At 62.2% G+C, this 19,254-nt stretch carries 20 protein-coding genes; 4 read left to right on the plus strand and 16 right to left on the minus strand.

What is annotated here, in order from left to right; translation table 11 throughout:
• Positions 1 to 1,458: tetratricopeptide repeat protein (locus tag NKJ18_RS30360; RefSeq protein ID WP_352761208.1), on the plus strand; the 1,458-nt coding region annotated here is incomplete at its 5' end.
• A gap of 15 nt (positions 1,459 to 1,473) precedes the next feature.
• Here the strand turns inward: NKJ18_RS30360 and NKJ18_RS30365 are convergent.
• The 5 genes from NKJ18_RS30365 to NKJ18_RS30385 all read right to left on the minus strand — a co-directional run bounded on the left by NKJ18_RS30365 (position 1,474) and on the right by NKJ18_RS30385 (position 6,543).
• Positions 1,474 to 1,977 (minus strand): YHS domain-containing (seleno)protein, encoded by a 504-nt coding sequence (locus NKJ18_RS30365; protein ID WP_023707420.1) that lies wholly within the window; start codon positions 1,975 to 1,977, stop codon positions 1,474 to 1,476.
• A 12-nt stretch (positions 1,978 to 1,989) separates the two neighbouring features.
• Positions 1,990 to 2,580, minus strand: coding sequence for an ankyrin repeat domain-containing protein (locus NKJ18_RS30370; protein WP_031200008.1), 591 nt, complete (start codon positions 2,578 to 2,580; stop codon positions 1,990 to 1,992).
• Positions 2,581 to 2,941: 361 nt separating this feature from the next.
• The gene (locus NKJ18_RS30375) at positions 2,942 to 4,354 is read right to left on the minus strand and encodes a hypothetical protein (protein WP_352761210.1); all 1,413 of its coding nucleotides are present in this window, start codon (positions 4,352 to 4,354) and stop codon (positions 2,942 to 2,944) included.
• Positions 4,344 to 5,549 (minus strand): MFS transporter, encoded by a 1,206-nt coding sequence (locus NKJ18_RS30380; RefSeq protein ID WP_023825264.1) that lies wholly within the window; start codon positions 5,547 to 5,549, stop codon positions 4,344 to 4,346. The genes NKJ18_RS30375 and NKJ18_RS30380 overlap by 11 nt, the downstream gene beginning before the upstream one ends.
• Positions 5,550 to 5,655: 106 nt before the next feature.
• Positions 5,656 to 6,543, minus strand: coding sequence for a helix-turn-helix transcriptional regulator (locus NKJ18_RS30385; protein WP_023829990.1), 888 nt, complete (start codon positions 6,541 to 6,543; stop codon positions 5,656 to 5,658).
• 278 nt (positions 6,544 to 6,821) lie between these two features.
• On the opposite strand from NKJ18_RS30385, the gene NKJ18_RS30390 reads away from it, so the two are divergent.
• On the plus strand, positions 6,822 to 7,817 hold the full coding sequence (locus NKJ18_RS30390) for a class I SAM-dependent methyltransferase (RefSeq protein ID WP_352761213.1): 996 nt from the start codon (positions 6,822 to 6,824) through the stop codon (positions 7,815 to 7,817).
• A gap of 11 nt (positions 7,818 to 7,828) precedes the next feature.
• On the plus strand, positions 7,829 to 8,788 hold the full coding sequence (locus NKJ18_RS30395; RefSeq protein WP_084013102.1) for a LysR family transcriptional regulator: 960 nt from the start codon (positions 7,829 to 7,831) through the stop codon (positions 8,786 to 8,788).
• A gap of 44 nt (positions 8,789 to 8,832) precedes the next feature.
• Here the strand turns inward: NKJ18_RS30395 and NKJ18_RS30400 are convergent, their stop codons facing one another.
• The 11 genes from NKJ18_RS30400 to trbB are packed head-to-tail and all read right to left on the minus strand — an operon-like array spanning position 8,833 to position 18,760.
• Positions 8,833 to 9,057 carry a DUF2274 domain-containing protein gene (locus tag NKJ18_RS30400; protein WP_352761215.1) on the minus strand — a complete coding sequence of 75 codons (225 nt, stop codon included), beginning with the start codon at positions 9,055 to 9,057 and terminating at the stop codon, positions 8,833 to 8,835.
• Positions 9,045 to 10,313, minus strand: a complete 1,269-nt coding sequence (locus NKJ18_RS30405; protein ID WP_023673789.1) for a TraB/TrbI/VirB10 family type IV secretion system protein — start codon at positions 10,311 to 10,313, stop codon at positions 9,045 to 9,047. The genes NKJ18_RS30400 and NKJ18_RS30405 overlap by 13 nt, the downstream gene beginning before the upstream one ends.
• Positions 10,310 to 11,449, minus strand: a complete 1,140-nt coding sequence (gene trbG / locus NKJ18_RS30410; RefSeq protein WP_352761217.1) for a P-type conjugative transfer protein TrbG — start codon at positions 11,447 to 11,449, stop codon at positions 10,310 to 10,312. The genes NKJ18_RS30405 and trbG overlap by 4 nt, the downstream gene beginning before the upstream one ends.
• Complete coding sequence (gene trbF / locus NKJ18_RS30415) at positions 11,446 to 12,129, minus strand: conjugal transfer protein TrbF (protein WP_031200004.1); 684 nt, start codon at positions 12,127 to 12,129, stop codon at positions 11,446 to 11,448. The genes trbG and trbF overlap by 4 nt, the downstream gene beginning before the upstream one ends.
• A gap of 2 nt (positions 12,130 to 12,131) precedes the next feature.
• Positions 12,132 to 13,493: a P-type conjugative transfer protein TrbL gene (trbL, locus tag NKJ18_RS30420; protein ID WP_352761220.1), complete on the minus strand. Its 1,362-nt coding sequence runs from the start codon at positions 13,491 to 13,493 to the stop codon at positions 12,132 to 12,134.
• Position 13,494: 1 nt separating this feature from the next.
• Positions 13,495 to 13,890: a putative entry exclusion protein TrbK-alt gene (trbK-alt, locus tag NKJ18_RS30425; protein WP_023825258.1), complete on the minus strand. Its 396-nt coding sequence runs from the start codon at positions 13,888 to 13,890 to the stop codon at positions 13,495 to 13,497.
• A 10-nt stretch (positions 13,891 to 13,900) separates the two neighbouring features.
• Positions 13,901 to 14,659 (minus strand): P-type conjugative transfer protein TrbJ, encoded by a 759-nt coding sequence (trbJ, locus tag NKJ18_RS30430; RefSeq protein WP_023825257.1) that lies wholly within the window; start codon positions 14,657 to 14,659, stop codon positions 13,901 to 13,903.
• Entirely contained in the window at positions 14,656 to 17,109 is a 2,454-nt protein-coding gene (trbE, locus tag NKJ18_RS30435; protein ID WP_023825256.1) for a conjugal transfer protein TrbE, read from the minus strand. The genes trbJ and trbE overlap by 4 nt, the downstream gene beginning before the upstream one ends.
• Positions 17,110 to 17,121: 12 nt before the next feature.
• Positions 17,122 to 17,418, minus strand: coding sequence for a VirB3 family type IV secretion system protein (locus NKJ18_RS30440; RefSeq protein WP_023825255.1), 297 nt, complete (start codon positions 17,416 to 17,418; stop codon positions 17,122 to 17,124).
• Positions 17,418 to 17,711, minus strand: coding sequence for a TrbC/VirB2 family type IV secretion system protein (locus NKJ18_RS30445; protein ID WP_050590601.1), 294 nt, complete (start codon positions 17,709 to 17,711; stop codon positions 17,418 to 17,420). Before NKJ18_RS30445 ends, NKJ18_RS30440 begins: the two co-directional genes overlap by 1 nt.
• Before the next feature lie 35 nt (positions 17,712 to 17,746).
• Positions 17,747 to 18,760, minus strand: a complete 1,014-nt coding sequence (gene trbB, locus NKJ18_RS30450) for a P-type conjugative transfer ATPase TrbB (protein WP_032887346.1) — start codon at positions 18,758 to 18,760, stop codon at positions 17,747 to 17,749.
• Between the two features lie 346 nt (positions 18,761 to 19,106).
• Between trbB and NKJ18_RS30455 the strand changes: the two genes are divergently transcribed.
• Positions 19,107 to 19,232 (plus strand): hypothetical protein, encoded by a 126-nt coding sequence (locus tag NKJ18_RS30455; RefSeq protein WP_023825252.1) that lies wholly within the window; start codon positions 19,107 to 19,109, stop codon positions 19,230 to 19,232.
• The last annotated feature ends 22 nt before the right edge of the window (positions 19,233 to 19,254 follow it).

Raw genomic sequence — 19,254 nt, forward strand, 5'->3', positions numbered from 1 at the left:
ACCGAGGATCTGATCACCGACCTCACCAAGCTGTCCGGTCTGGACGTCATCGCGCGCAACTCGGTGTTCGCCTACAAGAACAAGCCTGCAGCGCTGGCGGACGTCGCGCGCGACCTTGGCGTCCGCTTCGTTGTCGAGGGGAGCGTCCGCCGCACCGGCGAGCAGATCCGCCTCAATGCCCAGCTCATCGATACGGCAACGGGCGACAATCTGTGGGCCAACCGGTTCGACCGTGGCATGGCCGGCGTGTTTGCCGTCCAGCACGAGATGAGCGGCGAGATCGCCAAGGCGCTTGGCATGCAACCTTCGGCAGCGGAAAGCGAGCGCATGGCGCGGCCGCCGACGAGCAATCTCGAGGCCTATGATTACTATCTACAAGCCGAGACGGCGTCACGCAGCGTCCTGCAGGCCGGGCTGCGGGAGGCGCTTGCGCTCTACGACAAGGCGGAGGAGCTTGACCCCGCCTTTGCCGAAGCCTTCGCGGCCGACGCGCGCACCACAGTCTATATCTGGCGGGAGGCCTTCAACGACGTCATCCAGAGCGCGCCAGCACGAAAGAGAGCCTATGAGAAGGCGAGCCGAGCTTTGGAACTCGACCCTGACCTTTCGTCGCCCTATGCTATTCTTGGGATCATGCAGGTCGTCAATCGCCGCTACGAAGATGCGATTGCCTCTGCCAAGAAGGCTGTTTCAATCGGTCCGGGCGATGCAGAGGCGCAAGCAGCCCTTGGATATGTTCAGTTATACGCCGGCAATCATGCCGAGGCAGCCACTGCGGTCGAGACGGCGCTCAGGCTCGACCCCGACCTCTCAGCGATCAACCGGGAAACTGCTGGGCTGGTTTTTCTGCTCCAGGGCAATGTCGAGAAAGCGATCGAGACTCTCGAGCACACACGCGACGATGCGTCCACGGTTGGCAACTTTCGGTTTACGCTCGCTGCGGCGTATGTCCGCGGCGGCCGCCTACCGGATGCGAAAGCCGCAATCGCCGAGGGGCTCCGCCTCGTAGCAGGGTCCAGCTACGTGGACTCTTTGGCTGGGTGGGAGATGACTCATGCACATTTTCGGAATCCGCAGGATCTGGCGATACTCGTCGCCGCACTGCGCCAGGCGGGCCTACCCCAATGGCGCTTCGGCTTTACCCCGGCCGAACAGGACCAGTTAAAGGGTGCCGAGATCGCGTCCCTCGTCATTGGCCATACACTGCAAGGCCAGATCGAACCCGGTCTCCAACCAGCCTTCCTTCAGATCGGAAGCGACGGCAAGGCGGCCTTCCGCTCTACGACGCGGCTAGTCACCGAGACCGTCTACGTCGATGGCGATCTGTTGTGCGAGCAGAGCGAGAACCTGTTCGGTCGCCCCGACTGTGGTCCCGTCTACAGACGCAACGACGCAGCCGGCAAAAGCTACTCCTATGCCAATACAAGCAAGGTGTTTCACTTCACCGTGGTTCGGTAGACGCACACGCGCGTCTCAATGATAGTGATCGAGTTCCAAATTGGCCGCGACCTTCGGCCAGTTGGCATCGGCTTTCGGGATATTTTCAGCTGCATGCGCGGCGAAATCATCCGCATTGTCGACGTCGTAGATCAGGTAGAGCTTGCCGTCGATAATCTTGAATGCCTCAGGATCGACATTGACCGTGACCCCTCCGCCCACGACTTCGCCGGCGCAGTACCCGCCATATTGAGGAGCGTACTTGACCGGTTCGCTCATGAACATTTCCTGGTGTTTCTTGCTGGCGAAATGCCAAGGTGTCCCCAGCCATTCATAAGTGAACTCTTCGGAGCCCTTCACGGCCTTGCCGTCAGTGAAGTAAGCGACCGTGTCGTAGCCCATGATCGCCACACCACCAAAATAGCCGGTGTTTACCGAATCGTCGGCACATGCCGATCCCGCGCCGGCGACCACAGCTACCGCGACCAGGGCAGCCGTCCCCAAACTCCGAACCAGTCGTGGCTTGATCATCGTGCTCATCTGTATCCTCCGTTAATCGTGGATCTCGGCGCACTTCGCCGCGTTCGCCTCGCCAAGAATTTTGGCTTGGCAGGTAGCACCATGGCGTTTGAAAAGTCGTATGATATCCGTGTTGCCCTTCCAGAATGCGCGCGTTATCGGCATGTAGCCATGCCCCTCGGCATGGTTCACATTGGCACCTTTCGCAATGAGGAACTCGGCCAGTTCAACGTGGTTTTCCTCGCCGGCCACCAGCAACGGCGTAGCACCCGCCTTGTTGGCGGCATCGTCGAGCACCGCGCCTTTTTCCAACAGCAGCTTGGCGATCGGCAGGCTGCCCGAGAAGGCCGCCGCATGAAGCGGGGTAAAGCCGCCCGAGTTACGCGCCATGATGTCGGCACCCTTGGCCAGCAAGAAGTCGGCGATTTCCGGCTGGTTATCGAGCGCTGCAGCGATGAGCAGCGTTGCCTGGTCGCGCGCCCGGCTGTCGACGTCGGCACCGCCTGCCAGGGCTTGCTCCACGGCACCCTTGTCGCCGGCGGCGATGGAGTCGAACAACTGCTCACCTGCGGCTGCTGTTGTAGCCGCCAAAACCAGCATTCCAAGTGCCAGCAATCCGCGCATTGTGCAAGGTATCATATTAGCTTGTGGTCATACAAGCTGTCCTGGGCACATCAGGTGGATCCAAGGCGGACGGCGCGGCCAGACATAGCGAACGCGGCCCAGGGCGGGAAGGCGTTAGTGCTACTGGCTTCGTCAGTAGGGCACCGGTCCAGTCTGAATTTTGAAGAGCGTCGATTACCGAGGCGCCGAGCGGCGTCGAGCGTAACCGCCTGTTGCTCCGTTGGGATAGCCGGTAAGCGCAAAGGTGGCCGTTGGCGGAAGTGTCCGCTTTCGGATGCAACTATGGCTTGCTCAATGACCGACATGGGGCGCAAAGCTGCCATTCGTAACCGTCGTACACATGGGAAGTGCATAGGACATTTCAGGAAAAGGCCCATTCCGCATCGGACGGCGTGACCAACCCCTGCCGCAGTCGGCTGTGAAGTTCATTCCACGACGGGTCTGTCACGAAGCCTTTCATGCTTCCACAAGCCTCGGCGAAGGAAATGTCGCCCAAACGGCCGATGAGATCACTCATCGCGCCGTTCCTGCCCTTCAGGAATAGCTCGAGCGGATCATCATCACACTCAATTACCCGATGTCCCCAAGCACCCGGTACGTCGTCGCTTGCGAGAGCCTGCTGAAGATCTTCATCCACGCCTGTGGCCTCAAGCGCCCGGGAGACGACATAGCGCATCAGGGGGTAATAGATCGGCTGATAGCTGCCTCCAAGCGCGCGCACGCCGGGCAGGATCGACAAAACCAGAAACATCAGCAGGAGATTCGGGACAAGGCTGCGATTTGCCAGCCGCGCAAGGATATCGGGGGCTGTGAAGCACGCCACCTTCATACCGGTCGCGGGATCGATGAGCTCTCCGGCAACCAGACGCAGCGGAAGGCGTTTGCCATTTTCGTAGAGCCAGAAGAAGTCGGTACCGCGCGCGAGCCAGCCACTCCAGGGGCCGGACGCGAGCCCATCGATGCCGGCAAGGATATTGGAGGCGAACTTCGGGTCTTCCAGCAGTCTCATGCGTAGCCAGGAATTTTCGTCCGACAGATGGTCGGCCACCAGGTCGGCGATATCCTCGTCGTCGATCTGCAGGAAGGCAAAGCGGTCTCCGAACATTCTTGGCCAAAGGATGAGATTGGCTGCCTTGATGGCATGCGCCGGCCGGTCGAATTGCGTTTTCGGCAGAAGGCTACGAAGCAGCGTGAGCGCGTCTCCCCCAGTATTTGGCTCCCTCGGTAACAACTCGAACCTGTAAGGTCCCGGCCCGGCTAGCAGGCTGTATCCGATCATCCGGCTTCGGCTCAGGCCAAAGACGTTGACCGGCTTGCCGTCAACGGTGATCCAGCCTGGTCCCTTGCGTGGCTTTTCGACGAGATTCACCGTCGAAACGGCGTAGGAAACGTAGGTCGAACAGCCATGCGCCGAGAGACCAAGGAGGCTGAAGATATGCGTATAATAGGCTTCCGGCTCCAGGAGGAGAAACAAATGAGGGCCTGTCTGCAACACGCGGCGCCTTTGGAAATCCCTGCAGATTTCCAAGGCGGTATCGGCAGACAACCCGTTTCGTGTCGCTGCCTTCCTGATGATGTCGAGTAGTTTGGTGAAGGCTCGGAGCCGGATTTCTGGCATGGGAACCGAAGCCGGCGCCGTAAACAGGCGAAACGCATAATCACGGATCGGCCGGGAATGGTATGGGCTCATCCAGGGGTAGAGTGCCGTCAGCGACCCCAGGACTGCCTGTTTCGCATCTACGCCTGCTGTTAGCTCTTCCACCTCACGTTTCACCTTTTTCTCGTGTCTGAATTACACCCACGCTCAAACACAAAATACTGACGAGGAGCGCCACGCCAAAGCTCAAGAAAATCGTCGAAGGAAATGCTCGATCTCCGACAGCGGCGGCGATGCCGAAGATGAGTAACCCGAGTACCACGGCCACACTATGCATAATGCCTTTGGCCCGGCCCAAAAGATAAATGGATACATGCGACTGCAATGTGACTTCAACGCTGACGCGTCCAAGATTGTATAGAAATCCGAGCGCGACAAAAAGGATCACTGTCCAGGGCGTGGGCAGAGATGCCAGCGCCATGAGTACCAGCGCCGTTAAGCCCAAAAGCATGAGATGCCGCACGTGGGTACTCATCGCTCTTTCAATCCGGAATAGAGAGACCGCACCGATCAGTGAGCCCGCCGACCATGCAGCCTCAAGGTAGCCGAAATCCGCGGCAGTACCCTTCTGCTCCTGGAAGACGAAGCTAGATCCCATGACGCTGACAAGCACCGCGCTTGTGTAGAGAAGCGCGTAGACGCCGATGAGACGACGCAGGCTTGGATCTAATTGTGCTGCCGAGATTTTGGCGAAGCGGACATCACGCGAAACCGGTTGCAGCCGCATCAAGGCTAGGCAGCCCGATGAAAACAAAAAGAAGGCAGCAATAACGGTGAATGGCAGGACTGGGGAGCGATCATGCAGCAAAGGCCCTGCAAGCAAAGCTGCGCCGAGATTGCCGACCTGCATGACGAAGAAGACGGCGGAATTCGAGGCTACAAGATCGCGGCCGTCAGCTATCACGGGGATCAACGATTGAGAGCTTGTAAGCGCGACACGGTCGCAAAACGAAAAGAGGGCCGCTGACAGACAGATAATCACAAACACGTCCATGTCGAGAAGCGCGCAAGCGGTAGCCAGCATAACGACGAAGCGGCTGAGGTCTGCCGCAACGTTCAAGCATCGCCTGTCAAATCGATCCGCCGCTACACCGGCCAGAGGGCTCGCGATGAATTCGACAACGCTGACGATCGCAAGGAACGTCGCCACGCCGGCGGTTCCGTACCCTCGCTCGACGAGAATCCAGGCGGATGCGATGTAGTAGCCGTTTCGGGCAACGGCCGCCGATAGCGTGCTGGCCAGGAATCCGAGGCAGGGACTGGACCGGCCGGCCCGTCCTTTGCCATGATGAACTCGAACCAGGTTTGACATGAGCGGCGTATCCGGCTGACCGCCGATGGATACCGTCTTCCGCCAAGCCTGCTTTACTGTGATGTTGGGGTTTTCCGATACTTGCTGAGAACCGACAAGCGGCGGGCTAGATTCTGCAGTTACGACGAAACTCCGTCGGGACCGCGCCGAATGCCCGCTTAAAGGCGGTCGTGAAATGGCTCGAGCTGCCGAAACCACATTCCATCGCGATTTCCGTCGCCGACAGACTGGTCGATCGCAGCATGTCCGCGGCCTGCTCCAGCCGTCGCTGCGCAATGAATGCGTGCGGCGTCATGCCTGTCGACTGCTTGAAGGCCCTCCAGAAATGGAACCGGCTAACCCCAATTTCTTTCGCCAGATCGGCGAGCGTAGGTCTGCCGTCCGACAACGTCTCGATCATGTCCACCGCCCGCTTGAGATCGAACGATGACAAACCGCCTTTTGCCGGCTCCTGATGGAAGCCGTTCAACCTCAACATTTGGCCGAGCAATTGCGTGGCGTGGCACTCCACCATCGTTGCGCTGATGGGGTCAGGCTGCTTGAGCTCCAAGGCAATCCTCTGCAACGCCAACTCTACAGTGCCGTCCCGAAACCCGATCGACGGCGGCAGCACTGCCGGGCGATGGCGAGCCGTTCCCGCAAACACATCGTCGGCGAACTCTTTTGCAATCGAGACTAGGAGGTAGGAAGCGGTCGCGTCCCCCTCGTCCCACCCATTCCAATCACTGCCGGCGGGCATGAAGATTATCGAACCGGCCCGGCGCGGCAAAAAGGCAATCCGGCGCCCATCCACGATGTCTTCTCCGCGGCACGCCGTGCCCTTCAGGTTCATCAGGAACAAATGGTTTGGCTGCAGGATTCTTGTTTCCTGGCGCTCAAGCCCGGTTCTTTTGACCACGTCCGCCCGCACGCTCCCCCAATTCTCATATTTGTGTGTAAGCGACTGGTGCCGGGAACGGCGATTCTGGGTCGGGTCGAGCGCAAGAGTATTCACGTATCCGCAGCCTCCTTACTGGCGAGCGGCCAGTCGTCGCATGATGTGGCGAACCATGGGTTGCTGAACAACACGCAAATAACTCTGGATTGGTAGAAGATGTGACTTTAGCGAAAAAATGGCAAACGAGTGAAAGCCGCCTGTATCCGGCAGGCCTACCAGTTGGCTCAGCCAATACTTGAGCCCGGTGAAATATTAGACCCCACTTATCTTGGTGGAATTTCCCCCATCGACGTATCGGCATCTCACCAATGGAACGGTGCTGGAGGCATACTGCGATGCGTGGACTCGACGACTTTCTGGCTGAGTGCGACCACGGCCCACGGATCAACGGACTGGCAGGCTTTTTCGCGGCGACCGCCGCTGGCAAGAGCGGGATGCCAATCCGCAAGCCCGTCGCCGACGCCCGGCTTCTGCCGAGCGATGAACTGCTGCGCGGCCTGGTCAGCCTTCATGCGGCACGACAAGGCTTTTTTGACCAGCATTATCACGGCAGCATTCCCTACAGATTGGAGGAGGAGTGCCGGACGGCCTACGCAATGCTGAAATACGCACGGGATCGTGGTGGTCCGCATTCGCTATACAGCCTTGGAACAGCGGAAGGCACGATGGCGAGGACACTGTCCGAACTGTCGGAGGGACAGATACGCACACTGTCGTGCAGCCCGAACGCGGAGAATTACAATTGCTTCATGGCTTATGGCGAACCGCCGCACGCTGACTTCTTCGTCGGCCCCTTTCATCATTTGACAAAGGACGTCCTGCGTTCAGATCCGCGACTGGCAAATTTTGCCCACGGGTTCGACATCATTCTCGAAGATACGACCTTTCAGATGTACTCGCCCAACAGAGCAAGCCAGATCGAATTCGTGACCCAGCACCTCAAGCAGGACGGAATCTTCGTCTTCGTCGAAAAGTTCCGGGCAACCGAGGAGCCGGACTACAGGCGTCGCGAATACCAGAAGGATTTTGGGTTCAAGGCGCGCTATTTTCCCCCAGATGAAATCGAGAAGAAGCAAACCCTCGTTCTGGATACGATGTTCGGCAATGAGGTGACTTTGGCACAGATGGCCGACGCCATACGCCAGCATTTCAGCTACTGCTCACTGACGTGGAACAGCGGAAATTTCTGTAGCCTGGCGGCGAGCAATAGCGAGGAAAACCTGAACCGATACCTTTCCCAGATGGCCGCTCCGGCCATTCCGCACGAGTACGTCTACGAAACCAGCTTGTATCCGACCCTGCCGGTTAGCGTCGCCGCCGCGCAGGAATAGGCTCCTGTGCCTTGAGACAGGTCAACAACACGTTGCGTCGTTTGGACCATGTCTTCGCGGCTGTCGACCATGGCAGCCTCAGGCAGGCCGCAAGAGTTCTCAGGGTGAGGGAATCCTGTGTCAGCCGCAACATCGTTGCTCTCGAACAATTGCTGGACATGCAGTTGTTTGACCGCGACGTCCATGGCGTTCGGCTGACCGAAGCAGGCCGGGCCTGGACTAACCTCGTCCGGGCTCATTATGAAGGGTTGCAAGATGCCATGGCCGGAGGTGGTCCTGGCGACCAGGATGCCAAAACAGTCAAGATAGGGTTGTGCGGTCAGATAGGACGGGCGTTCGTGGCGCGGCTTGTCGATCGATTTCGCGGCTTGCATCCGGACGTGAGCATCGCCATCGAGGACGTTCCCCATGATCAGTGTCTGGCGGCAATACGTCGCCGGCGCCTTGACATCGTGTTCACGCACGGGCTCGAGAACGGCGCCTTATGCCGCAGCGAGCTATTTGGACACGAGCGCTTGTTCATTCTCCTGCCCTGTTACCATCCGCTTGCTGAAAGGTCTGCGGTCACATGGGCAGATCTTGCAGATACCTGCCTGCTGGTTTCGGTCGGATCGCCGCTGGATCCGGTTTTGTTGGAAAAGATTGCCGCAGGTGGTGGCCCCGCTATTCAAATATGTCGCGCGAGCGAAGCGACGGTCATCCTCAAGGTGCAACTCGGTCAAGGCGTTACTCTGGCGGGCGAAGGTTTTGCCAGGACAGTCGCCATCGACGCTACAGTATGGAAACCCATCGACGGTCAGCACAGCATCAGTTCGATTAAGGCGGTGTGGCTGGAATCGAACCCAAAGCGTGCGCTTCTGCGCCTGGTTGGGACCGCAAGAAACCTGGTGGCCGCAACGCGACCCGGGCCTACCCCTGTCAATGGAGGAAGTTCGGGACGCCGCGGCGCGATTTCTGAAGTCACGCCATGACTGGGAGGTGCGACTGACCCGGTTTGACTTCAGTCGTCCAGCCTCTAACCACCCTCCGAACGCTTTGCCCTGGCAAAGCCTCGATCCGTCGCAATGAACCGCTCCAGCATCGCAACGATGAGGCGCGGCGCATCGGCGGGCCGGTGCCCCGCTTCGCGGCCGAGGATCTCGGCATAAGCCGTCAGATCACGGTGCAGTGCCGCAGGGAGTTCCACCATGACCTTGACAGGCTTGTCGTCAGCGATTGGCCCCAGTTTCAGCTTGGCCATTTCAGCCCCCCATAAGGTTCGAGCACGAGATCGCGTGTGACGATCACCCGCACCGGGAATCCCGGTCGGATGGTGAGCGTCGGCGCTATGTTGAGCTGCCGCTGGACGATCTGCTGGCCTGTCTGGCTGATGCTGTCGGAAGCACCCTGGCGAAGAGCGCGCATGATGTCGCTCTCCTGGCCCGATGAGCCTGCTTGCGCGCCGATGCTCAGAACCGTGGAAAGTGCTGCAGCCTTGAACAACTCGCCCCAGTGATAGTCGACGCCGTCCTCGAGACCGGCATAGCCCTCAGCGTCCGCGCCAGGCTCACGTTCCAGAACGATGGAGCGGCCGTCAGGAAAAATCAGCCTGGTCCAGACCAGCAACACGCGACGCTGGCCGAAGCCGACCCCATTGTCATACTGGCCGATGAGGCGCGTCCCCTGCGGAATGAGACGGATATGTCCGGTGGGGCTGTCATAGACATTCTCCGTCACCTGCGCGGTAATCTGACCGGGCAGGTCTGAGCGAATGCCAGTGATGAGGGCAGCTGCGATGACGGCGCCCGCCTGCAGGACGTTTTTCGACGCCGGTGCCGCAACACGATCCGACGAGACGGTGCGCTTGTCAGGCGGCTGGTCGAGGAACGCAAGTTGGCGGTCTTGCGCCGAGGGCGTCGCTGACTGCGGCGCGAGGCCAAGGTTGGCGAGATCGGTTTGTGGCATGGTGTCTGTCGTGGCTCGAGCGACAGTCGCGTCACTAGCGGGCCGCGTTTGCGTGGACGCGAACAGACGCGCGGTCCTCGCCGCCTCCAGTTCCTGCTCCCGGCGCTGTTCCTCTGGATCCGGTCCGACCGAGCCCGACGACGGCGCTCCGTTCGCCGGGCCGCCATTCTGCGCGTTGAGGATCGGGCGGCCGAGATCGCCGGGAAGCGGTGGGCCAAGCTTTGGAACGCCCGTATAGTCCTTTGGCAGACCGGCGAGCCCATCGGGCGTCGAACGATTATCGGTTGAATAGAGCTCCTGACCCTGGCCTTGCTGACGGTTCTGAAGCGCGTAAATCAGCGCACCGCCGACAGCGAGGCTAGCGGCGAGCCCCAATCCGGCCAACGCCTTGCGGGACAGACGCGTCACGCGCGACGGCTCGGCGCGCAGCCGCATGGCCGCGGCCGGCTCACCTGTCAACGGCCGGGCGTCATCCTCGACCGGTGCCTCCGGCCGGGCGTCATTCGCCGGCCCCCGGCCTTCTTTCTTCCCGGGATCCATTTTGTCGCTCATGATGACGACCCTCCCCTGCCTGTTCGGAGGTTCGTCGCTGGCGGGGTCTCACCAGGGCCATGCATCCATGAAAATCGACTGCTCCTTACCCCATCGGTGCGGGAGACGCGGACGCGCCTCTGGTTCTTGCCGGCGCCGAGGCGCAACTCGGCGGCGGCAAACATCCGGTCGACGATCATGTAGTTGCCGCGCACGCGATAGTTGACCAGCTCGGACGTGTCGCCTTCCGGCCCTACCACGAACAGTGGCGGCATCTCACCCTGGCCGATGCCCCGCGGGAACTCGATGAACACCTGCTTGCCATCGTCGAAGGCGCGCAGCGGCCGCCACGGTGCGCGATCGCCCGTCACCTCGTAGCGGAAATTGACGCGAGAAAGATCGATGCCCGTCGAGACCGGCTGCACAGCTTCAGCCTCTTGGTTCTGACGCCGCAAAGCGATGAGTTGGTCCTGCGGATATTGCCAGGAAACCGATGCCATATAGGTCGACGGCGTCGAGCGCAGTTCCATGTGATAGGTCCGCCGATCGGTGTTGATGACGAGATTGGTGAGAAGGTCGGCGCGCGTCGGCTTGACGAGGATGTGGACCTGCTTGGCGCCGCCCGTACCGCTCTCGGTATCGCCGATGATCCAGCGCACGGTGTCGCCGGCGGCGACGGGACCGGAGCCGACGAGCTGCTCGCCGGGCTGCAGCGCGATGTCGGTGATCTGCCCCGGCGAGGCATAAACCTGATAGAGCGCGCCATCGACGAACGGATAGACCTGCATCGAGTTGATGAAGCCGTTGCGGACAGGCTGGACGCGCGCGGCCGCATTGGCCAGGTTCACGCGCGCGGCCGGATCGGTCGGTTCCGGGTCGGGCTTTGCGGCCTTGCCGACCGGCTTCAACTGGCCTGGAAGCGGCAGCGGCTTGGACAGCTCCACCACCTTGACGGGCGGGGGCGGATCGACCGCCTGCACGGCCGGGACCGGATCGTCATAGGAAATCTCCGGCGGCTTCTGCCTGGTGGCACAGCCCGCAAGCGCCGAGGTCAAAAGCAGAAGTGCTGGAAAGGCCATTTTGCGTAAGGCCGGCATTGCGCGAACGAGGAAAGCCGGACACCCCCGGGGGGCGGTGTTGCAGAGTGCGGGCATCATTGTCCAAGCTCCTTCGACCAGTTGATGGCGTTGATGTAGATGCCGAGCGGATTCTTCCTCAGCGTGTCGGCGTCGCGCGGGGGCTGCATGACAATGGTGAGAATGGCCGACCAGCGCTCCGTGGAAGCGAGTGATCCATCCTGATAGCGGCGTTCGATCCAGGCGATGCGGAAGCTCGCCGGCGATGCGCGGATGACCGACGACACGTCGACGGCGACCTGCTGTTTGCCGACCTTGGTGAACGGGTCATTGGCGCGCGCATAGTCGTTGAGGGCCAGCGCCCCGCCCTTCGTCGCGAAGTCATAGGCGCGCAGCCAGTTCTGCCGCACGATGACCGGATCGGCGGGGATCGACCTCACCTGTTCGAGGAAGTGTGCCAGGTAGAAGGCAATCTGCGGATCGCTCGGCTGATAGTCGCCGATCGCGGGTCCCACGGCCTGCGCCTGGCCGAGACGATCGACCTGCACCACCCAAGGCACGATCGAGCCTTTCGCGGATTGCCAGATGAGCGCTGCGGAGAAGCCCGCGGCGAGCGCCAGGCAACCGAAAGCCATATACCGCCAGTTGCGCGCCTGCACGCGAGCGGAACCGATGCGCTCGTCCCAGACCTGCGCAGCACGCTGGTAGGGCGTCTCGGGTTGTGGGGATCTGCCGTAGTGCGTGGACGGTCGTTTGAACATGCTTAGTCTCTTTCAGAGAGGTTGATCGAGGAGCCGCCGCCATGGCTGTCGCCACTGCGAACAGCGTGGGCGGCGGCCTGGACGCCATGGGACTTCTGTTGCGAGCGCTTCATGCGCTTCGCCCAGGCAGGCTGACTTTCAGTGGCGGAGGACGCAACGGGAGCGGAGCTGGCTTCGGGCGCGTTCGCGCCGATTGTGCCAGCCGTGGAGGATCCGCCTGTCGTCTGGAAGGCAGCGCGAGCGCCGGACTGGAAGCTCTGCTTCATGCTGCCTGCCGCATTATTTGCCGTTCGCTTCAGCGGTGAGATGGCGCCCTGCGCGCCGGCGCTGATGACACCGCCGAGCCCGGATGCGACGCCGGAGAAGCCTGACTGTCCCGCCGCGCCGAGGCCGTAGGCTGTGGATGCCCTGCCCGCGGTGGCGGCACCGCCACGGGCCGCCGTTGCAGCACCGCTGCTGACAGCCACGCCTCCGGACACGATGGCGCCGCCGGCCGCTGTGCCCACTGCTGCCATGCCGCCGGCGGCGAGCCCGGTGCCGACCGCCGCACCCGCGCCGAGCTGCGGGCCGCCGGAGACGAGACCGTTGGCGATACCAGGTCCAAATATGCCAAGGCCGAGCAGCGACAGCGCGGCCAGCACGATCGCCATGGCGTCGTCGATCGACGGCGTGGTCCCGCCGAATCCGGAAGTGAACTCGGAGAAAAGGGTTGAGCCGATGCCGATGGTGACGGCGAGCACGAGCACCTTGATGCCGGACGAGATGACGTTGCCAAGCACCCGCTCGGCCATGAACGCGGATTTGCCGAACAGACCGAAGGGTATCAGCACGAAACCGGCGAGCGTCGTCAGCTTGAACTCGATCAGGGTGACGAAGAGCTGGATCGCCAGGATGACGAAGGCCAGCAGCACCAGCGCCCAGGCGAAGAACATGCAGGCGATCTGGATGAAGTTCTCGAAGAAGGACCAATAGCCCATCATGTTCGAGATCGAGTCCAGCAACGGCCGGCCGGCATCGAGCCCGGTCTGCGCCACCTTGCCCGGGCGCATGAGATCGTTGACGGTAAAACCCGTACCCGAGGCCTTCAGGCCAAGCCCGGCGAAGCTTTCGAAGACGATGCGGGCGAGATTGTTCCAGTTGGAAATGAGGTAGGCGAAGACGCCGACGAAGAGCGTCTTCTTGACGAGGCGCGCCATGATGTCGTCGTCGGCACCCCAGGACCAGAAGAGCGCCGCCAGCGTCACGTCGATGACGATCAGAGTTGTGGCGATGAAGCCCACCTCGCCGCCGAGCAGGCCGAAGCCGCTGTCGATGTAGCGTGTGAAGACTTCGAGGAAATGGTCGATGACGCCCATGCCGCCCATGTCAGCGCGCCTCCGGCCGAGGCGGCTCGACCTGCATCGCGGGAGCGGTCACATCCGTCCCCTCCCCTTCTTGCCGGTCGCCTGACGCGGGCACATTCGGAAACAGCGTTGTCGGCGCTACCGGCGCAGGCGCGGTTGCCGAGTCACGTTGACGGAGAAACCGGCGCCGGCTCTCTGCCCAGGCTTTCAGACAACCGGGATCGCGAGGACCGGCCTCGCCGATCCCGGAACAGCGGCGCAATTCGAACGCGAGCAGGTCTTGTGACGCGGTGGAACGGTCCCGTGTCCCAAGGGCGTCAGGCTCATCGTCCTTGCTGCTCATCTCGATCGCGGTCACTGTCAAAGCGACCGCGATGAAGACGACCGCACTGACACGAGCGAGGATCTTGCCATCCATCGCTCCGGCCTTAGTTCTTGCCATAGAACATCTGCGCACTGCCGGGTTGGTAGCCCGAGCCCTGCGTCAGGAAGCGGCGGCGCTGCTCCCGGCCCTGGTCGGCGGCGGTGGCCTGCTCGGCCGATTGCAACGCTTGCGCCCGACCATTCGCGGCGACGACAGCGGTGAGATCGGCAAGCTGCTGCGCCTGAAGCCCGAGGAGCTGGTTGCCGGCCTGTGTTGCCTGAAGCGCGCCCGTCGCACCCTGGCTTTGGCCGACCAGTGCCGACATCTCACTGCGATTGGTGTCAATGTTGCCGACGACGCCCGCCTGCACACGCATGGCATCCTGAAGGCCACCAACCGTGTTGCCCCAGCGCGAGCGCGCGTCGGCGACGAGTTGCTGATCCGAAGCCGATAGCGAGACGTTGCCGTATTTCTGCTGGAAGGCCTGATCGATCTGCCGCACGTCATAGGCAACGTTCTGCGCCTGACTGAGCAGTTGCTGCGTACGCTGCACGGACTGCTGAAGCTGTTCCAGCGAGGAGAACGGCAGGCTTGCGAGATTGCGCGCCTGGTTGATGAGCATCTGCGCCTGGTTCTGGAGCGAGGTGATCTGGTTGGTGATCTGTTCGAGCGAGCGCGCTGCCGTCAGGACGTTTTGCGAATAGTTCGACGGATCGAAAACGATGATGGCGTGTGCCGGCGTCGCCAGGAAGGGCGAGAATGCGGCGGGTGCGACAAGCAGTGCGGCGGCGAACCGCATGCCAAGGGAACGGCGCAGTTTCATGGGGACTTCTCCTTGTTGGTGAGGGCGGGGCTGGTTAGGGCGGGAACAAGTTCAGCGGCCCAGCCGACGCCACGATGGCTAAGCCAGGCTGCGAGGAATCCGTCGCGGCCGTGCTCGGCGAAGATGCGTGCGATCGCGGCCTGGTCGGTCTTCGAGGACACAGCGCAGAGCGCGAGCGCCACATCCGACAGACCGAGCTCGAACAGCCGGTTGCCGCGTCGGGACTGGCAGTAATAGTCGCGCTTCGGCATCGCCCGCGCGATGATCTCGATCTGCCGATCGTTGAGGCCGAAGCGACGATAGATCGCCGTGATCTGCGGCTCGATGGCGCGCTCGTTCGGCAGCAGAAGACGGGTCTGGCAGCTCTCGATGATCGCGGGCGCGATTGCCGAGCCGTCAATGTCGCTGAGCGACTGCGTGGCGAAGATGACGCTGGAGTTCTTCTTGCGCAGCGTCTTCAGCCATTCGCGGAGCTGGCCGGCAAAGCCCTCATCGTCCAGCACAAGCCAGCCTTCGTCGATGATGAGAAGGGTTGGCGAGCCATCGAGCCGGTCCTCGATGCGATGGAAGAGATAGGACAGCACCGCGGGCGCAGCACCCGTTCCGATCAGCCCTTCGGTCTCGTAAGCCTGGACAGACGCCGATCCGAGATGCTCGCGCTCGGCATCGAGCAACCGGCCGTAAGGACCCCCGACGCAATAGGGGCGCAATGCCTGCTTGAGATCGTTTGATTGCAGCAGCACCACGAGACCGGTGATGGTGCGCTCCCCGACCGGCGCGGACGCCAGCGAGGTCAACGCCGTCCAGATATGCTCCTTGATCTCAGGTGTGATCGTCACACCTTCGCGTGTCAGGATCGCCACGATCCAGTCAGCGGCCCAGGCGCGCTCGGGGACATGATGAACACGCGCGAGCGGTTGAAGGCTGACGCTGTCGATTGCCCCATCGCTGAGATCGCCGCCGAGATCATGCCAGTCGCCGCCCATGGCAAGTGCCGCCGCGCGGATCGAGCCGCCGAAATCAAAGGCGAAAACCTGCGAGCCTGCATAGCGGCGGAACTGCAGCGCCATCAGCGCCAAAAGCACGGACTTGCCGGCGCCGGTCGGGCCGACGATCAGCGTGTGGCCGACGTCGCCGACGTGAAGCGAAAGCCGGAACGGGGTCGAGCCTTCGGTCTTGCCGAACAGCAGAGGGGGCGCTGCAAAATGCTCGTCCCGCACCTCGCCCGCCCACACCGCGGAAAGCGGGATGATGTGGGCGAGATTGAGGGTGGAGATGGGAGGTTGACGGACGTTGGCGTAGACATGACCCGGCAGGCTGCCGAGCCAGGCGTCGACGGCGTTGATGGTTTCGATGATTGCCGTGAAATCGCGGCCCTGGATGACCTTTTCGACCCGGCGCAGTTTTTCGTCGGCGGTACCGGGATCATCATCCCACACCGTCACCGTCGCGGTGACATAGGCCATACCGGCATAGTCGGCGCCGAGTTCCTGCAGCGCCATGTCGGCATCGGCGGCCTTGTTTGCGGCGTCAGTGTCCACGAGGACGGACGGCTCGTTGGTGATCACCTCCTTGAGGATCGCGGCGACAGATTTGCGCTTGGCGAACCATTGACGCCGGATCTTTGTCAGCAGCCTGGTCGCATCGGTCTTGTCGAGCAGGATCGCGCGTGTCGACCAACGATACGGGAAGGCCAGCCGGTTCAGTTCGTCGAGCAGGCCCGGTGTGGTCGCGGTCGGGAAACCCGTGACCGCGAGAATGCGCAGATGCGACGCGCCAAGCCGCGGCTCGAGCCCGCCGGTCAGCGGCTGGTCGGCCAGCATGGCATCGAGATACATCGGCGTTTCGGGAACGCGGACACGGTGGCGATTGGTCGAGATGCAGCCATGCAGATAGGTCAGCGTCTCGGCGTCATCGAGCCAGCGGCACTCCGGCATGAAGGCTTCGACCAGGCGCAGGACGCGGTCGCTGCGGTCAGTGAACCCGGTTAGCACCTCATTGGGGTCGCGGCCCCTCTTTTCACGGCCTTCGTAGAGCCAGCTTTCCGGACGCGCTGTGTCTTCGGCGGGCGCAAGATAGGTGAGCGTCAGGAAGTAGCTGGACTCGAAATGCGCGCCGGCCTCCTCGAAGCCCGCCTTGCGCTCCGCATCGACCAGCGTGGAGGCCGCATCCGGAAAGCTGCTGTCGGGATAGAGCGTCGAGGCATGGCGCTGTGCCTCGACGAAGATCGCCCAGCCGGAGCCGAGGCGGCGGAAGGCATTGTTGAGCCGGCCGGCGACGGCGACCAGTTCGGCCGGCACGGCGCTGTCGAGATCGGGACCGCGAAAGCGCGCGGTGCGCTGGAAGCTGCCGTCCTTGTTGAGGACGACTCCGGCGCCGACCAATGCCGCCCAGGGCAGGAAGTCAGCGAGCCGGCTGCTGCGGTTGCGATATTCGGCAAGGTTCATCATAGGTGCGACCTCTCAGACCGTGAGATGCGCGGGGATGCGCAGGTGCCGGCGAACGACGTCGGCGAAAAGCGGATCGCGCTTGGCGGCCCAGACCGCGGCTACATGGCCGATCGCCCAGATTGCAAGGCCGACGAGCCAGAGACGCAGTCCCAGCCCTACGGCGCCGGCGAGCGTCCCGTTCATGATGGCAATGGCGCGCGGGGCGCCACCGAGCAGGATCGGCTCGGTCAGCGCGCGGTGCACGAGGACCGTATAGCCCGGCACTGTATAATCCGGCCTTGGGCCGCCCTGTTCGACAGCGCCCGCCATCAGACCAGCGCTCCGCCGCCGAACGAGAAGAACGACAGGAAGAAGCTCGACGCCGCGAAAGCGATGGACAGTCCGAACACGATCTGGATGAGCCGGCGGAATCCGCCCGACGTGTCGCCGAAGGCCAGCGTCAGGCCGGTGACGATGATGATGATCACCGCCATGATCTTGGCGACCGGGCCTTCGATCGACTGGAGGATCTGTTGCAGCGGCTGTTCCCACGGCATCGATGAACCGGAGGCACAAGCGGGAGCGGCCATTACCAGGATTAGCGTGGCACCGGAAACGGTCATGGCGAGACGATGGCGCGCGAGGCGCAGGCGTTGGATCACGGATTTTCTCCCTCGGAGTTTTGGATGAGCAAGGTTGGGCTGTCGTGCACGAGGACGGCTGGCGCGACCCGGTAATCTCCGTCCGGCCGAAGGCCATCGACACGGGCGAGTTCGGACAGACGGCGCGCGGAGCCGCGGCCGGAAAGGACGGCAACCAGGTCGATCGTCTCGGCTATCAGCGCGCGTGGAACCGTGACGACGGCTTCCTGGATAAGTTGCTCGAAGCGGCGGAGCGCGCCAATGGCGCTGCCCGCGTGGATCGTCCCGAGGCCGCCGGGGTGGCCGGTGCCCCAGGCCTTCAACAGTTCGAGCGCCTCGGCTCCGCGCACTTCGCCGACCGGAATGCGGTCCGGGCGCAGGCGTAGTGATGAACGAACGAGATCGGAGAGCGACGCGACACCATCTTTCGTTCGCATCGCAACGAGATTGGGCGCGGCGCATTGCAGCTCGCGCGTATCCTCGATGATGACGACACGATCGGCGGTTTTGGCCACTTCGGCCAACAGCGCGTTGATCAGCGTGGTCTTGCCCGTGGATGTGCCGCCAGCGACCAGAATGTTCGCGCGGTTGGCAACGCCCTGGCGCAGCGCGTCCGCCTGCTGCGCCGACATGATCCCGGTCACGACATAATCTTCGAGCGTGAAGATAGCGACGGCGGGCTTGCGGATCGCGAAGGCGGGCGCCGCGACGACGGGAGGAACAAGCCCCTCGAACCGCTCGCCCGTATCGGGCAGTTCGGCCGAGACACGTGGGGCGCCGGCATGGACTTCGGCACCGACATGATGAGCGACGAGGCGAACGATGCGTTCGCCGTCCGCCGCCGACAGACGCTCTCCAGTGTCGGACAATCCCTCGGACAGGCGATCGATCCACAAGCGCCCATCGGGGTTGAGCATCACCTCGACGATGCCCGCATCGTCGAGATAGCGCGCGATCGCGGGTCCGAGGGCCGTGCGCAGCATGCGTGCGCCGCGCGCCAGACCTTCAGAATTGTGATGCGAAGCTGCCATCCTGTCCCCGTTTCGATCCGGGGGAACATGGACGGCCCCTGGACGGGGATGATTAAGAGAGCCGTATCTCGAGTGGTTTCAACACCTAATGTCGAGGCGTAGTGGCGTAGCGTGCAAATACAGGAGATTGGCGGTGCCGACGTAAACGGCGCAAGGCGGCGATTATTAGTTCTGCTTTAGGTACGGCGATTATCTATATGGTCCTCGACAGGCCGGTACCCGTAATCCACGTGTTAGACTGCGCATATCACGCCGTACAAAGGCGAATCCGCTGCGACAGCTGCGAGGGTTGCCCAGCGTCTCTTGATTTTGTACCCAGCCAAGATCGAAAACATGGAGCCTGATTATGGACGACTACCACAATGAAAAAGGCGCAAAGCCAGAAGACGTGCGCGCCTCGTTGAAGGGATGGGCTTGGTTTATTGCTCTGACGCTCGGGATCTTTGGTGCCTACGCTTTGATCGAGATCTAAACGCGCGACTTCGGTACGGGGC

Origin of the sequence: Mesorhizobium sp. M0217 (genome assembly GCF_040321955.1) — a bacterium.
GTDB lineage: Bacteria > Pseudomonadota > Alphaproteobacteria > Rhizobiales > Rhizobiaceae > Mesorhizobium.